Here is a 14920-nt window from a genome sequence, read left to right as displayed (position 1 = left end):
TTATATAATTAAACAAATTCTTATTCTTACTTAGTGGTGGTCGTGCTCTTCTACAGCCATCCCGATAAATAACGATGATAACATCGTAAAAATAAAGGCTTGTAAGAAGGCTACTAAAATTTCAATAACCGAGATAAACAAGGCTAATAACATCGAAATTCCCGTTGACCCAAACGCTCCAAATTGTGCTTTTAAGGTAATCATCAACGCGATCAAACTCATTACTACGAAGTGACCTGCAGTCATGTTCGCATACAAACGAATCAATAATGAGAATGGTTTCGTTAACATTCCTAAAACCTCAATTGGTGCTAATATAATTTTCATTGGTACTGGCACTCCTGGCATCCAGAAAATGTGTTTCCAGTAATCCTTGTTTCCGCTAAACTGAACGATAAAGAACGTGAACAATGCCAAACATACTGTCACAGCAATTTGTCCTGTTACGTTAAATCCTAACGGCGTTAACCCTAACAAGTTCAACACCCAGATAAAGAAGAATACGGTTAATAAGAACCCCATAAACTTACGGTAGTGCTTTTCTCCGATGTTTGGTCTTGCAATTTCGTCTCTCACGTACAATACCAATGGCTCTAATACACGACCGATACCTGTAGGAATCGCTCCTTTTTTATAACTTTTTGCTAATGAACCAAATCCTAATAACAATAACAACCCTGCGAACAACATTCCGAACACACTCTTCGTAATAGAAAAATCTAATACTTTGTGAGCGTTTGTTGCGTGATGACTTTCGTCAAAAGCTACCGCCGTTGCACCTTCGTTCAATTCGTAAATTTTACTGTGGATTTTTACGAGCTTTACATCTCCTTGATCAACGATTACAGTTCCGTTGTCGTTGTGATGGAATGCTGACGACATAAAGGTTTTCACTCCTTTACTCGTCCAAACGATCACGGGTAATGGAAACCCAACATGCTTGCGCTCTCCCGCATCGTTAGTATACGAATACAACGAAAAATCGTGAGAATCAGCTAAGTGATGTTTGATATATCCTTTAATAGATTCAGGAGTGTTGATTTGTCCTCCTTTACTTGAAGTTCCTCCGCCACCAGCAAATGCTGTGAACGAACTAAATACTAACGCGATTAGCACTAAAAAATAGATAGGTTTTTTTGCTATCATCATACCTTACTAAATATAGAATTATGGTCTCTAAATTTCCGTGCAAAGGTACACAATTAATTAAAACTACAAACGCTTTTTTTATTTAGTTTTTTTATTTGGGGGTTTCGTCCCCTAGCAGTCTAAACTATTTGTTGTTCAAGAGCTTTGCAATAAAAATCGCTTCAGCGAATAAAAACAAAAATAATGGAACGATTAAAGACAATCTTTCCGGCATTGGCATCTCGACATTCGAAAAGACAGAAGCTTTAAAGATGAGTACAAAAAATCCTATTTTGATAAAGATAGACCCTAAATAGGCGTAGCCGGCTTGGTCAGGTAAAAACTTCGCGACCAGTTCAACGATACCGTACACAAACATGGCGGCAATTAAATGGAATATATACACTCCTAAAAGAGAGTAGGACACACTTGCTTCTTGTGCGTTGAGAATAAAACTGTGGATTCCGTAACTCAAGCCAAACAAGGCTGTCATTACTCCTATGAAGATTAAAATTCGCTTAGTCATTGTCATTTGATAATTTAGTAACCTGGCGAATTACTGAGTACATTGCGCCAAAAACTGCTGCAAGTGTACAAATTTTTGTGTAAAGTTCTCCTTCATTCGGGAACTTTGTGTCTAACCATTTACCCAGAAGACTTCCCAGATAAATGGTGAGACCCATTTGTAGGGCTATGCCCGAAAATCGAATGTATTTGTTAAGCTGACTTTTCGGTGGCTTTTTGTCCATTCTTTTTTAATTCTTTTACCGCACCTTTCATGGCACAAGTAGCGTTAAAGGTAGCTCCAGGTTCTACTGACAATTTACCGATAACCACATCACCTGTGATGTTTGCTGTCGATTTAACCGTCAAGGTGTTCGAAACTTGTAAATCACCTGAAAACTTTCCTTCAATATCGGCATTGGTACATTCGGCCTTTCCTTTAATCAGCCCTGTTTGACCAATAATAATACGACCGTTGGTTTGAATATTTCCTTCCAGTGTACCGTCAATACGGAAATCACCTTCAGAGATGATATCACCAGTAATTTTGGTATTTCCTCCAATTATATTTCTTTCCGATACTATTTTTTCGCTTCCTTTTTTACTCTCTTTACTGAACATATCGTGGGGAATTTATACTAATAGGTTATTTAACTTTATTTAATTGTGCGATAATTTCTTTGGCTTTTTTTCCGGCATCTGTGTTCGCATAACTCAACGAAACAAATTCCAAGGCCTTCTTGTAGGTTTCTTTGTCTTTGTGCTTCCCTATAGCCAGCGCCTTTATCAGGGCTAATTTAGGAATTAAATTCGAATTTTTTAGGGTCGGCAAAAACTTGTCTACTTCTTCAATAGTTTCTTCGAACTTATTGAGCTTGTACATCACGTAAATATTTTTAAATCTCCTATAAGCTTCGTCTACTTTTTTCTCTTCTTGAGGCCCTTGATCCGGTGTGCGTATCACTTGAGCAAACCTCGTATCCGGATACTTCGTTAAAATCACTTCTTTGTACTGGTCTGCCTTTGTCATATCATCAATTCCTTTGTATATCTGATACAAATGGTAACTCGCTGCCAGCTCCGTTTGTCTGTCTTTACGCAAGGTGAGCAAGCGTTCGAGTTTTTCGATGGCCAGTTGTGGATTTTTAAATTGTTCCTTATAAATCAACCCTAATTGATACAAGGCCTCATTTCTATCGTCTTTTAACTGCTGTACCACTTTCGGATCTTCTGGAATCGCTTCCAAATAGGTAGCCAGCATATAACGAGGGTTCGGTTTTGCCTCGGCTTCTGCTACTTCCTCCTCATCAGGAACATTTTTAGCCGATTTATCAGAGACTCTCCAATTGTCTTCCAAAGGGCGGGTTCCCCATACTTTCTCAAACTCTGCCTTTCCAAAGGCCACACTCTGATCGTTATAGAAATACCACTTTCCTTTGCGTGTACTGGCTCCGATAGTACCAAAACCTCCAAAAGAGGTTCCGAAATTCTGAGCATTCAGCATTTGCTGTCTGCGTTCCTCATCTTCCTTTTTTATTTTCGCAATATAGGTTTCAAAAAACTCCGTTCGTTCTTCTGAACTCATCCCTACCAAAGTCAGGATACTGTCGTTTTCTTGTACCGTTTCTTCAAACTTACGCAAGGTTGTAAGTCCTTTGTTTTTTCTTCTCAAACGACGAATGCGCTTTTCCTGATCAAACTTCTTCGAAGTCAAACCTAGCACACTGTCATAATACGAGCCCGCAAGCACGTATTGCTGCTTTTCAAAAGCTAGGTTCCCCAGTTGCTCATACGCATGTGTTTTCTGATAGTCCGTATTTGTTTTGGCTTTCAGTGACTTCTGAAAGTAGGCTTCTGCATTCTCGAACTTTCCACGACCTTTTTCCAATACTCCCGCTTGGAAGTACAAGGCGTTCAAGTACTTTCTATTATCGCTGTTTTTTATCAGTTTCTTTAAACGAGCTAGGACAACTACTGATGCTGAGTCGTGTTCTGTGTTCTTTGCCAATTCCACATTGGCTCTTATTCTGTATTTATAAGGAGCCCTTCTGTAATCGGCTAATTTTTGAAATACCATTCTCGCAGAATCACGGTGATTTAGTTCACTGTAAATTTGACCGAGAATAAACATATTTCTGGCCGCTTGCTCTTTGTTCTTAAACGTTCTAGTAGCCAACTTTAAATGTTCGATAACTTTGTGGATGGTATCTGTTTTCTCATAAGCCATAGCCATGGCGGTATGCGCACGCTCCCTTTGTAAATCCGATAAGTTTTCCTCGTTCTTATCCAACTTCAACAACAAATCTAGAGTTTCAATAGCCAAGGTTTCGTTGTCCAAGCGAATATTGGCTTTTGCTCTCCAAATTTTTGTATCGTAAATCAAATCGGCTTTCGGGTAGTTGGCAATGATGTAGTTAAACGCTTCAATTGCCGGAATAAAACGCTGGGTGTAGTACCTTGACTTTCCCAACAACAAATAGGCGTCGTCAATTTGACGGTTGCGTTCAAAACCTCTGATATTCATCGAGTGTTTTTGAATTGCCTTAACTGCTTTTTCTTCGGCTCTATCAAAACTCGTTAATTGTTTTGGTTCTTCATCTTCGGCATCGGCATCATCGAATCCGGTTCCTGGCTTAAAAGTAGGTACGATAATTTTATCCTCATCAAAGACGATGGGTTCAATAGGGAGGCGTTTCCAAAAGTTATCGCGGTAATTATCTTCGATATCTTTAATCCCTTTTAAATACGCTTGTTCACCATTAAATAACACATTGTACTTGGTAGTAACAGCGTGGAAATTTCTATTGACAAACCCGTCTTTTTTGACACTACAGGACAAGGCCAATGCAATCAGCGTACTGAATGCTAAAGTTTTGGACAATTTTTTCATATAAAATACGCATTTACTTTACAACAACTATACAGTTAAGTTATTGTGTGTAAATGCGTAAAAATACTAATTATATTTATAGATGTACTCTTGAGTTTTTCTATTTCCTAAAAAAATAGCCAAATTGACTTCCGAATACAATTTGATGATCTTCTCTCTCGAAAACTGGTTTTCTCAAAAGCATGGCTTTTAAAAGATCAGTACAGCTACAACTTCCACTATGCAGAAAAATAGCTCTCTAACTCTTGTAGAGTTTCTGTGGATGTATGGATATCTCGTACCTGTTCTCCTTTATCCAACACGACAATACGCTCACACACATCAGTCACGTGGCTTAAGTCGTGGCTCGATACCAATACTGTTACTTCCTTGTCTTCCGTCAATTTTTTGATAATATTTTTAAGGCGAATTTGAGTTGTTGGATCTAAATTGGCAAAGGGCTCATCCAAAATTACCACTTTCGGATTCCCCATCATAGCCGCAACGATACCGGCCTTTTTTTGATTCCCTTTAGAGAGGTCTCTTAAATATTTCCTTTTGCCGAGAATTTCTCCATTAAAGAACTCTTCAAATTGGACCAAGAAGCTATTGACATCTGCCTTATTCATTCCTCTCAAGTCACCTATAAACTGAAAGTACTCCTCAGGAGTTAAATAACTAATCAAAAAACTCTCATCGATAAACGAACCGGTAAATTTCTTCCACTCTTCGCTATCATTCACTCGAATCCCATTATTTGCAATGTGCCCTGAGCTCGGACGAATAAGGTCGAGCAGTAAATTAAATAAGGTGGTCTTTCCAGCACCGTTGTTTCCTACCAAACCAAACGCTTGGCCTGTTGGGATTGTTAATGAGTCGATGTCTAACACCTTGGTACTTCCGTAAGATTTTGTAATATTTTGTATCGTAATCATAAGTTCTTTTTTAGTTAGTTATTAAGCTTCTTGACTAAAAGCGTGAATCATAGCATATTTGTCGCGTATGTATTTCTTTTCAATTCCATTCATTACCACATTCTTTAAAGCCAACCCTAGCAGCCCGACAATCACAATCGCGGCCAAACCAGCATTAAACCCGAGAAAGTAACTTACCAACCCAAATAGCAACATTGGAAAGCCCAAAACAGGAATGACAATTAAAAATTGCGTCGCACTCGTGCCTTGATAGTTCGTAAGTCCACTTTTTGTCAAATCGATTTGTTTTCTGTTATACGACCCCATATACACCAAGAATAAGGCGTTAAATCCTATATTAAAAATAGCTCCAGCAGTAATCATCAGAAACTTGTCTACTCCGTAATACAGGTAAGGAATACTGAGAAGGTAAAGTAAAACTGTCATTACCACCATCAAGTACCATTTACTCTCTAAAAATTTTCGATAAGGAATGTTCTGACTCATGATCATCTTGTAATACGAGCTGTCCCAAGCCGGAATAAACTGTCCGTAGTTTATGGTAAATCCACCAGTAATAAACATCGCTATAAAGAGAAGAAACCCTTCCATTTCCCCATCGTATTTAGGGTCTCCAAAAAACACTACCCCATAAAACAGAAAAAGGAATGACATTAAAAAAACGGTTTTCGTTCGCTTGTTTCTCCAAATAAGTCGGACATCATTTTTTAAAAAGGCTCCTAATTCACCAAAGCGCTCCACCCAAGTTAACTCCATAGCAGTGGCCTCTTCGGTTTTACTCGCTACCGCTGCATCTAAAAATACGAGTTTTCTGAGCATCTTGAAATTCAGGATGTACAACAGGAGTACCAACAGCACAAATAAAAGGCTCGCTAGAGGATAGTTGTAGATTCCCATAAAAAAATCTCCAAAAAAACTACCAAAATCAAACCAACCGTTGTATTGTAAAAAGTACCCTACCCCTAAGACAGTTAGCAAACTGGCAAAAGCCACATTGTTTTTATTGATTAGAAAGTTGATAAAGTTTGCCGATAATACAATGAGCATTAACGAAAACAGCCATCCTAGTACTCCATTGGCATCGTAGCCTTCGCGCACCAATACCACAGAGAATGGGATATAGAAAAACAACGGCAATACGTTGAAAAAAGAAAACACCGACTTTCCTAATACAAAGTGCACAAGGGCATCCTTCTTAATAGGCACCGTTAAAAAGGGCTTTATTTTGAGCATGGGTAGCTTGTGCAACAAATACCTCGCAATCAAATCACCCACTATTACAAATATTAAGAAATTGTTTACTAGAACAAAGGGGTCCATTTCAGGATACTCTTTTTTAAGTATACTAAAGCCAAGGACACCAATTCCTAAAAACACTAGTACAAAATACAGTGCAAACAATGCCATGATGATATTCACGGCAATGCTTTTGCCAAAATAAGAGGAACGGAAAAACTGTTTCCATTCGAGATTTAAAAAGCGTAGAATCATTTGGTTTCTTAATTGATTGATACTTATTGGTAGCACTTAGAAACAAAATGTTACAAAAAAACACCTAGGAGCTAGGTGTTTCTATTTTTTTATCGCTTAAGCCCATTGACAAACGATGCCTCCCATAAGCGCTAAAGTCAGTATCCAGTACCCTGCATTGATTGCGATATATCGGAAACTCTTGCGTTCAAATAAAGCCTTAGTTCCCAAAATTGGGAGAATAATAAATATCCCAGATAAAACCCCGTGCAATGCTCCGTGCTTAAACGTGCGGAAGCGATTGCCATACGTTTCCATAAACTCCGTATAAGTTTCATATCCCGATCCTGTTTGCTCTAAAAAGCCTGGTTCACCAGCCAGTGTTGAAAAAACACCCCATTGATGAATTACCAGTATTTGCATGGCATAGGCCAAAATAAAACTAAACAAGAAGCTCAATCCAAAAATCAACAGCATATTCCCTCCTTCGACATCCTTTTGGGTAAAGTTCATTTCCTTCATCCAAGCTTTTTGAAAAAGCATGGGACCGTACCACAAAAACCCCATGATCATCGGGATAAATGCAGCACCTAGTACGGCTAAAAAATTAGTTTCCTTTGAATTGATTTTTAAGTTAATACACTCAAATATAACAAAAAAAGCACCGAATAAATCCGGTGCTCACTGTATAACTGAGGTTTGTACTTACTTAAATTTCAACGATTTTGCTATGGCTTCCAGCTCAAACAAAAAGTTTCGTTTGTTTACAGAAGGTGCATAGGTAAACCCTTCAACAACAATCAAACGCTTATTTTCCTTGTCTACCACAGTGTAATTTACAAAAGGACCTGCCATAAAATCATTCTTCACTTCCCATTTCCCACGTGTTTCAAAGGCGGGTTTACCAGCAACAGTAGCGCTATAGGTAAACGGTGTATAGGCCTGTTCAGTAATCATGTACATTCCTTCCTTTGATCCCGGAATGTGTTTTTCTCCAATACTATCACGAACAGCGGTAATTCGATCAACGATTTTTGCTTCATCTCCTAGAGGTACGCTGTACACTATAATGTTGTTGGTTCCATCACCACGAGCAATTCCACTTTGCAAGCGCTGTCTAAACCACAAGAAATCTCCTGCGTCATCTACCAAACTAAAGCGTTTAGGAACATCTAAAGAAATCCCTAAATTCTTAAAGGTTTTGAATTCTGCATCGTCATGACGTTCTTTTTTAAAGATACTCTGGATAAATTTGATATCCTCGTCTTTAAACGTTTTTATAATTTCCTTACCACGTTGTTCGATAAGTTGGATGAGTTCTGCTTTACTCTTAGCCGTTGCGTAAACGATGATTTGAGGGTCTGCATATTTGTTTCGCTCTACCTGAATACTTTCTTCTTTGCCTTTGCGCAACACGAGAACGGCTCTTCCGTGACGCATAAACCCCTTGAATCCTGAAGGATCTACTTGCGGTGACACTGTTAAAAGTGTTTCTGGCTGTGGTAATCCTACCTGATGCTCACCGAATACTTTGCGGATAGCATCGCCCACTTCGCTTTGCCAATCAGTACCTTTTAACACAACTGTAATGGAATTGGTATGTCCGTTTGAGCCTGGTAAGGTAATTTCATTGGTACCTTTTCCTCCTTGATTACAAGAAGTCAATAGTAGTATTGCTACTAAAAAGGTTAGTACATTTTTCATGCTTTCTAGCTTTTAAAAATTTTTAATTTCATGCCTGGTTTAAGACTTTTTACACTCCAAATATTGTTCCATTTTTTAATTTCGTCGATAGAAATTTTTGGAAATTTTTTGGCAATTGACCACAACGAGTCTCCTTCTTGGACCACGTAAACTTCGTGTTTCCCTTTAGGCGTTGATTGCTTGGCTTTTGAAACCGATTTTGGAATTGCCAATCGTTTGGGATAGATACTCAAGCGTTGTCCTACTTTTAAATTATTCGATCGCATACCATTCCAACGTTTAATATCACGTACGCGAACACCGAATTTATTAGCTATTTTTCCGAGGTAATCTCCACTGCGCACACGATATCGAATGCGTTTGTCCATTTCAAAATACTTCGGTAGTGGTTTTTCTCTTTTCGCGTCTTCCTCTTCGGCAAGTGCATAGATTTCTTTCTCTTTATCCAAGAAAGCAATCATATTCTTTACGGGCAAACGCAAACTGTAGTTTCTATTCGGCACCAAAGGAATGATGTCGAGTTTGTACGATGGGTTTAAAAAAGCCAACATATCGCGATCAACGTCAATTTTAGCTGCAATTTGATCGAAGCTTACTGTTCTTTTAATGCGGATGGTATCGGTTTCGAACTGATATATTTTTGGTGAATTGGCGTACAAACCGTGTTCTTCTGCATATTCAAACAAATACATAGTAGCGTAAAAAGCAGGAACGTACCCAGCAGTTTCACGAGGTAAAAAAGGGCGAATATTCCAGTAATTTCGGTAGCCTCCCGAACGCTTAATAGCCTTCGCCACGTTACCAGGACCTGAGTTGTAGGCTGCTAAAGCCAAATCCCAATCTCCAAAAATCTTATACAACTGACTGAGGTATTTGCACGCGGCCACGGTTGCCTTAACAGGGTCCTGACGTTCGTCGACATAGGAGCTGATTTTTAAGTCAAACTGCCTTCCTGTGCCGTACATAAACTGCCACAGTCCGGTTGCTCCAACATACGAGCGGGCGTCCGGACGCAATGCCGATTCAACGATGGCTAAATACTTCATTTCAACCGGGATGTCGTACTGATCCAAATGCTGTTCAAACATCGGAAAATAATACTTCGCCTTTGCCATGAGTGCAGGGTAATACTTTTTACGGTATTTTAAATAACTGTTAATCACTTTGCCTAAGGCGGGGTTATACGACAGGTGAAAAGGCGTATTGGCATTCAAATCAGCGAGGCGTTTCTTCAGTAGTTCCTCGGTTACAATTACGGTTTTATTCGCAAAAATATCTTTGTCATCTATGACGTATTGCACGGTATCGACGAGGCTAGAATTGAACTTCTCCTGTATCATCAAATCCGTAATCATTTTCAAATCCTCGTCGGTAATGAGCTCTAACCTTCGCTTTTTCGTTACCGTATCCATCGCGACTTGCACGCTGTCTTGCTGCACTTCACTACTCGGGGTAGGTTCTTGAGCAAACACAGGTGAAACCGCTATTCCTAAAAGTAGCAATAGTTTCTTCATGGTCGTAGTTTTAAACACTAAGTTTGGTTGGTCTTAGCACTGCATTAAACAGCAAGTTCAACCACTATAGGGCAGTGATCTGAATGCTTAGCTTCTGGTAAAATATACGCTCTCGAAATCGCGTCTGTAAGCGGCGCTGCCACCATACAATAGTCAATACGCCAGCCTTTGTTATTAGCGCGTGCATTGGCGCGGTAACTCCACCAGCTATAATGATTAGGTTCTTTATTCAAATGACGAAAACTATCTACAAAACCACTGTCGATAAATTTCCCAATCCATTCACGTTCTTCTGGTAAAAACCCTGAAACGCCTTTCATTTTAGGATTGTGAATATCAATTTCTTCGTGACAGATATTGTAGTCTCCACAAATCACCAAATTCGGAACTTCCTCTTTTAATTGATTCACGTATTCTTGGAATTCATCCATGTAATTGAACTTAAATCCCAAGCGAGCGTCATTGGTTCCTGATGGCAAATACAAACTCATGATAGAAACGCCATCGAAATCTACTCGTATATTTCTACCTTCAAAATCCATCGATTCAATACCGGTACCGTATACGACGTTTTTAGGTTCTTCCTTACAAAAGATAGCTACACCTGAGTAGCCTTTTTTTTGTGCTGAAAACCAATACTGATACGGATAGCCTGCCGCTGTAAAATCATCGGCATTCAATTGTTCTTTTTGAGCTTTGGTTTCTTGTATACACAGTACATCAGGATTTGCCTGCTGTAACCATTCTAAAAAGCCTTTTTTTATGGCGGCTCTAATTCCATTTACATTGTACGATACTACCTTCATTAATCTAAGAATATTGGCTCTTTAAGAAATACCCAAGTCAACTGCTTTCGGTATCCTGTTTCTGTTTTTACTGATTTTACCTTAGGGGATAAAAAATAGGCTACTCCAATGGCAATGGCAATACGGAGCCACCTCGGTTCTAATTTAACCCCTCGCTCCAGAATCAGGTAAAACACTACCATCAACGCGGGATAAATTAAACGGTATGCATAAGCTATCACCTTCATCTTATAGCTCCATTTCCGGAATATCACCATTGATAACGAGCGTTCCTTCTGTCGCCTTCTGTATTTCTTCTACAGAAACTCCAGGAGCTCTTTCTAGTAAGTGAAACGCATTGTCTTTAATTTCCAACACGGCTAGGTTCGTCACTATTTTAGTCACACAGCCCACCCCTGTTAGCGGTAAAGAACATTTTTTTAAGAGCTTTGACTCTCCGCGTTTGTTGGTATGCATCATAGCCACGATAATATTATCAGCACTGGCTACAAGGTCCATAGCACCTCCCATACCTTTTACCATTTTACCCGGAATTTTCCAGTTGGCAATGTCTCCATTTTCTGCAACTTCCATAGCTCCTAAAATAGTGAGGTGCACGTGTTTTCCACGAATCATGGAAAAACTGGTAGCTGAATCAAAGAAACTCGCTCCTGGCAATGTTGTAATGGTTTGTTTTCCTGCGTTGATGATATCGGCATCCTCTTCTCCTTCAAAAGGGAAAGGCCCCATACCTAACACTCCATTTTCGCTTTGAAATTCAACTTCTATATCTTCACGAACAAAGTTCGCTACTAAGGTTGGAATTCCTATACCTAAATTGACATAGTATCCATTTTTTACTTCTTTTGCTATACGTTTAGCTATTCCGTTTTTATCTAACATTTTTCTAAATGAATCGATTTTATTGGTACTTAGGTACCCTAGTTTTTACTTGGTGTATTTGTCATCTATCACCTCTATCGGTGCTTAGCATTGACAATTAAGCCTTTGAGCGTACGGTACGTTGCTCAATTCTCTTTTCATACTGCTCTCCTTGGAAAATTCGTTGAACAAAAATTCCTGGAATATGAATTTGATTTGGGTCTAAAGTTCCTACAGGAACTAACTCTTCCACCTCAGCAACAGTAATCGTTGCTGCCCCACACATATTAGGGTTAAAGTTTCTGGAAGTACCTTTAAATATCAAATTTCCGGCAGCATCTCCTTTCCAAGCTTTTACAAAACCGAAATCAGCTTTAAAAGCGGGTTCTAGTACGTACATTTTACCGTCAAATTCACGAGTTTCTTTCCCTTCTGCTACTTCCGTTCCATAACCTGCAGGCGTGTAAAAAGCTGGGAATCCAGCCTGTGCTGCACGGCACTTTTCTGCTAAGGTACCTTGAGGGGTGAGCTCTACTTCTAGTTCACCGGAAAGCATTTGTCGTTCAAACTCATCATTCTCTCCTACATAGGAAGAAATCATTTTTTTTATTTGTCGATGTTGGAGTAATAAGCCCAAACCAAAATCGTCTACTCCTGCATTGTTAGAAATACAGGTAAGCCCATTTACCCCCAAGCGCACGAGCTCAGCAATAGCGTTCTCTGGAATACCACAAAGACCAAAACCACCTAACATTAAGGTCATATTGTCTTGAACACCAGCTAGGGCTTCTTGTACGTTCTTTACTTCTTTATTAATCATATAGCTGTTTGTTGTTAGTTTAAAATTCAGTATCGTTGTTTTGCTCTACTTCTTTCTTTTCTTCTTCCTTTTTCTCCTTATCAGCCTTATCACAATCGATTACAATTGACAATTCTTCTTCTGGTTTTTCAAAATCCTCCGTACTAATATTTAAGGTTTTGTCGTCATAGCACTTTTTCATGTACAATCCCCAAGTTGGTAAAGACATGGTGGCTCCTTGCCCCATTCCTATTCCCGCAAAGTGGGTTGCTCTATCTTCTCCTCCAGTCCAAACACCTGTTGCCAAGTTCGGAACAATTCCCATAAACCATCCGTCTGACTGGTTCTGTGTTGTTCCTGTTTTTCCTGCAATTGGATTCATCAACGAATACGGGAATCCCGTAATTGCTTTTTGTCTTTTGGTGTGTTTCGCTCGTAAGCGTCCTCCAGAACCGTATAAAGTAACTCCTTTCATAAGATCTAAAATCACATAAGCCGACTCTTCACTGAGTACCTCTTTTGTTTTCGGAACAAATTCCTCTAACACGGTCCCATTCTTGTCTTCAATTCGCGTGATAATCATCGGGCTTACTCGAAGTCCTTTGTTAGCGAAGGTCGAGTAGGCACTTACCATCTCAATCAACGAAAGATCAATGGCTCCTAAGGCAATAGAAGGATTGGCTTCGATTTTTGATTCAATTCCCGCTGACTCCGCCAAACGCGCAACGTTTACTGGAGATACCATATCAATTAACCTCGCCGTAATCACATTGGTTGAATTTGCCAAAGCTTTCTTTAAGGTCAACTCTCCTCCGTACTTATTATTCGAGTTTTTCGGAGTCCAATCATCTGGCATACCGTATTTTTCTTTTGGAATGGTATACGGTGTATTTGGAAACTTATCACATGGAGACAACTTTAATTGGTTGATTGCCGTTGCGTAAACAAAAGGCTTAAAAGTTGACCCTACCTGTCTTTTTTGCTGTTCTACAGCATCGTACTTAAAGTGTTTGTGGTTAATACCACCTACCCAAGCTTTGATATGACCCGTTTGTGGTTCAATAGATACCAACCCAGTACGAAGTATCTGTTTGTAATAACGAATCGAATCGTAAGGAGTCATGACAGTATCACGCTCACCTTTCCAAGAGAATACGCGCATTTCAGTTTCCGTTTTAAATGCTTTTTCAATCTCTTTTTCAGAAGCTCCATTCGCTTTCATCTTTTTATAGCGCGATGAATTTTGTTTAGCCCTGCGAAGCGTTCTCGCAATTTCATCTTTATCAAGATCGTAAAAAGGCGCGGTTCTATTGCGCTTTTGCTCATTGTCAAAATACGATTGTAAATTTCTCATATGAGCATCTACAGCTTCTTCTGCATACTGCTGCATTCTCGAATCAATCGTCACAAAAATTTTGAGTCCATCACGGTAAATATTGTACGACTCTCCATTCGGTTTTGGATTGTTTTTTACCCAACCTTTAAGCACGCGTCGCACGTGTTCGCGGAAGTAGGTTGCCAAACCATCACTGTGACCTTCTTTATTGATATTTAAGCCTAAAGGCAATTTCTGTAGTGAATCTTTTTGCTGCTCCGATAAAAACTCACTGCGCGTCATTTGCTTGAGTACTACATTTCTTCGTTTTCTAACTCTTTCTTCTCTTCTCAAAGGATTAAATAGCGAAGAATTCTTCAACATCCCTACGAGCATTGCCGATTCATGTACATCCAATTCTTTAGGCTCTTTACCGAAGTAAATGCGTGCTGCAGAGCGGATTCCTACGGCCTGATTTAAGAAATCGTATTTATTGAGGTACATCGTAATAATTTCCTCTTTGGTGTATTGGCGCTCCAATTTCGTCGCCACTACCCATTCTTTCACTTTCTGTAAAACGCGTTTAAAGATGTTCTTAGAAGCTCTTCCTGTGAAAAGCATCTTTGCCAACTGCTGTGTAATGGTACTCGCTCCACCACTTCCCGGTTTTAAAATCGCACGTGCGGTTCCTCTAAAATCAATTCCTGAATGCTCATAAAAACGTTCATCTTCCGTTGCTACCAAGGCTTTTACCAGGTTTTCTGGAATGTCTTGGTATTTGATTGGCGTTCTGTTTTCATACGCGTATTTCCCGAGGGTTTTTCCATCGGATGAAATAATTTCTGTCGCTAAGTTATTCTCTGGGTTTTCGAGTTCTTCAAAGGTCGGCAAGTCTCCAAACAAGCCCCAAGAAGCAAATAAGAACACGAGGGCTAGGGCAGTAATACCACCGAGGACTATCCCCCAGAACCATTTGATATACGTTGCGAAATTCACTGTTTTTTCCTTTGTCATT

General features: G+C 39.4%; 15 protein-coding genes. All 15 read right to left on the bottom strand.

All coding sequences use genetic code 11. The features are described from left to right. Positions 1-30 precede the first annotated feature (30 nt). Positions 31-1149 carry a F0F1 ATP synthase subunit A gene (gene atpB / locus ACXAG7_RS03890; protein WP_476666027.1) on the bottom strand — a complete coding sequence of 373 codons (1119 nt, stop codon included), beginning with the start codon at positions 1147-1149 and terminating at the stop codon, positions 31-33. Positions 1150-1273: 124 nt separating this feature from the next. After that, entirely contained in the window at positions 1274-1654 is a 381-nt protein-coding gene (locus ACXAG7_RS03885; RefSeq protein ID WP_476666026.1) for a DUF6168 family protein, read from the bottom strand. Next, a complete protein-coding gene (locus ACXAG7_RS03880) occupies positions 1647-1877 on the bottom strand; it encodes an AtpZ/AtpI family protein (RefSeq protein WP_408041870.1) in 231 nt (76 codons plus the stop codon). The genes ACXAG7_RS03885 and ACXAG7_RS03880 overlap by 8 nt, the downstream gene beginning before the upstream one ends. Beyond that, a complete protein-coding gene (locus ACXAG7_RS03875) occupies positions 1846-2253 on the bottom strand; it encodes a bactofilin family protein (protein WP_408041869.1) in 408 nt (135 codons plus the stop codon). The genes ACXAG7_RS03880 and ACXAG7_RS03875 overlap by 32 nt, the downstream gene beginning before the upstream one ends. 25 nt (positions 2254-2278) lie before the next feature. Next, on the bottom strand, positions 2279-4522 hold the full coding sequence (porW, locus tag ACXAG7_RS03870) for a type IX secretion system periplasmic lipoprotein PorW/SprE (RefSeq protein WP_476666025.1): 2244 nt from the start codon (positions 4520-4522) through the stop codon (positions 2279-2281). A 218-nt stretch (positions 4523-4740) separates the two neighbouring features. Beyond that, on the bottom strand, positions 4741-5436 hold the full coding sequence (locus ACXAG7_RS03865; RefSeq protein ID WP_476666024.1) for an ABC transporter ATP-binding protein: 696 nt from the start codon (positions 5434-5436) through the stop codon (positions 4741-4743). A 21-nt stretch (positions 5437-5457) separates the two neighbouring features. Continuing rightward, positions 5458-6927, bottom strand: a complete 1470-nt coding sequence (locus ACXAG7_RS03860; RefSeq protein WP_476666023.1) for a DUF5687 family protein — start codon at positions 6925-6927, stop codon at positions 5458-5460. A 96-nt stretch (positions 6928-7023) separates the two neighbouring features. Then, the gene (locus tag ACXAG7_RS03855; RefSeq protein WP_476666259.1) at positions 7024-7533 is read right to left on the bottom strand and encodes a DUF1761 domain-containing protein; all 510 of its coding nucleotides are present in this window, start codon (positions 7531-7533) and stop codon (positions 7024-7026) included. 78 nt (positions 7534-7611) lie between these two features. Continuing rightward, positions 7612-8610, bottom strand: a complete 999-nt coding sequence (locus ACXAG7_RS03850) for a DUF4837 family protein (RefSeq protein WP_408041864.1) — start codon at positions 8608-8610, stop codon at positions 7612-7614. Between the two features lie 5 nt (positions 8611-8615). Further along, positions 8616-10124, bottom strand: coding sequence for a lytic transglycosylase domain-containing protein (locus ACXAG7_RS03845; protein WP_408041863.1), 1509 nt, complete (start codon positions 10122-10124; stop codon positions 8616-8618). A gap of 44 nt (positions 10125-10168) precedes the next feature. Next, on the bottom strand, positions 10169-10930 hold the full coding sequence (locus tag ACXAG7_RS03840) for an exodeoxyribonuclease III (protein WP_408041862.1): 762 nt from the start codon (positions 10928-10930) through the stop codon (positions 10169-10171). After that, entirely contained in the window at positions 10930-11157 is a 228-nt protein-coding gene (locus ACXAG7_RS03835) for a hypothetical protein (protein WP_408041861.1), read from the bottom strand. The genes ACXAG7_RS03840 and ACXAG7_RS03835 overlap by 1 nt, the downstream gene beginning before the upstream one ends. Before the next feature lies 1 nt (position 11158). Next, a complete protein-coding gene (locus ACXAG7_RS03830) occupies positions 11159-11812 on the bottom strand; it encodes a 3-oxoacid CoA-transferase subunit B (protein ID WP_408041860.1) in 654 nt (217 codons plus the stop codon). Positions 11813-11909: 97 nt separating this feature from the next. Continuing rightward, entirely contained in the window at positions 11910-12611 is a 702-nt protein-coding gene (locus ACXAG7_RS03825) for a CoA transferase subunit A (protein ID WP_408041859.1), read from the bottom strand. 19 nt (positions 12612-12630) lie between these two features. After that, the gene (locus ACXAG7_RS03820) at positions 12631-14919 is read right to left on the bottom strand and encodes a penicillin-binding protein 1A (RefSeq protein ID WP_476666022.1); all 2289 of its coding nucleotides are present in this window, start codon (positions 14917-14919) and stop codon (positions 12631-12633) included. Between the last annotated feature and the right edge of the window lies 1 nt (position 14920).

The sequence above is a fragment of the Tenacibaculum sp. AWR4_210 genome (assembly GCF_056160945.1).
The sequence above is the reverse complement of the archived record's forward strand: the minus strand, read 5'-3'. Positions and strand labels throughout refer to the sequence as shown.

Bases quoted from the DNA above. Each gene is read 5' to 3' on its own strand.
- ACXAG7_RS03825 (WP_408041859.1), bottom strand. From the start codon at position 12,611: ATGATTAATAAAGAAGTAAAGAACGTACAAGAAGCCCTAGCTGGTGTT.
- ACXAG7_RS03860 (WP_476666023.1), bottom strand. From the start codon at position 6,927: ATGATTCTACGCTTTTTAAATCTCGAATGGAAACAGTTTTTCCGTTCC.
- porW (WP_476666025.1), bottom strand. From the start codon at position 4,522: ATGAAAAAATTGTCCAAAACTTTAGCATTCAGTACGCTGATTGCATTG.
- ACXAG7_RS03845 (WP_408041863.1), bottom strand. From the start codon at position 10,124: ATGAAGAAACTATTGCTACTTTTAGGAATAGCGGTTTCACCTGTGTTT.
- ACXAG7_RS03885 (WP_476666026.1), bottom strand. From the start codon at position 1,654: ATGACTAAGCGAATTTTAATCTTCATAGGAGTAATGACAGCCTTGTTT.
- atpB (WP_476666027.1), bottom strand. From the start codon at position 1,149: ATGATGATAGCAAAAAAACCTATCTATTTTTTAGTGCTAATCGCGTTA.
- ACXAG7_RS03835 (WP_408041861.1), bottom strand. From the start codon at position 11,157: ATGAAGGTGATAGCTTATGCATACCGTTTAATTTATCCCGCGTTGATG.
- ACXAG7_RS03865 (WP_476666024.1), bottom strand. From the start codon at position 5,436: ATGATTACGATACAAAATATTACAAAATCTTACGGAAGTACCAAGGTG.
- ACXAG7_RS03840 (WP_408041862.1), bottom strand. From the start codon at position 10,930: ATGAAGGTAGTATCGTACAATGTAAATGGAATTAGAGCCGCCATAAAA.
- ACXAG7_RS03880 (WP_408041870.1), bottom strand. From the start codon at position 1,877: ATGGACAAAAAGCCACCGAAAAGTCAGCTTAACAAATACATTCGATTT.
- ACXAG7_RS03830 (WP_408041860.1), bottom strand. From the start codon at position 11,812: ATGTTAGATAAAAACGGAATAGCTAAACGTATAGCAAAAGAAGTAAAA.
- ACXAG7_RS03820 (WP_476666022.1), bottom strand. From the start codon at position 14,919: ATGACAAAGGAAAAAACAGTGAATTTCGCAACGTATATCAAATGGTTC.
- ACXAG7_RS03850 (WP_408041864.1), bottom strand. From the start codon at position 8,610: ATGAAAAATGTACTAACCTTTTTAGTAGCAATACTACTATTGACTTCT.
- ACXAG7_RS03875 (WP_408041869.1), bottom strand. From the start codon at position 2,253: ATGTTCAGTAAAGAGAGTAAAAAAGGAAGCGAAAAAATAGTATCGGAA.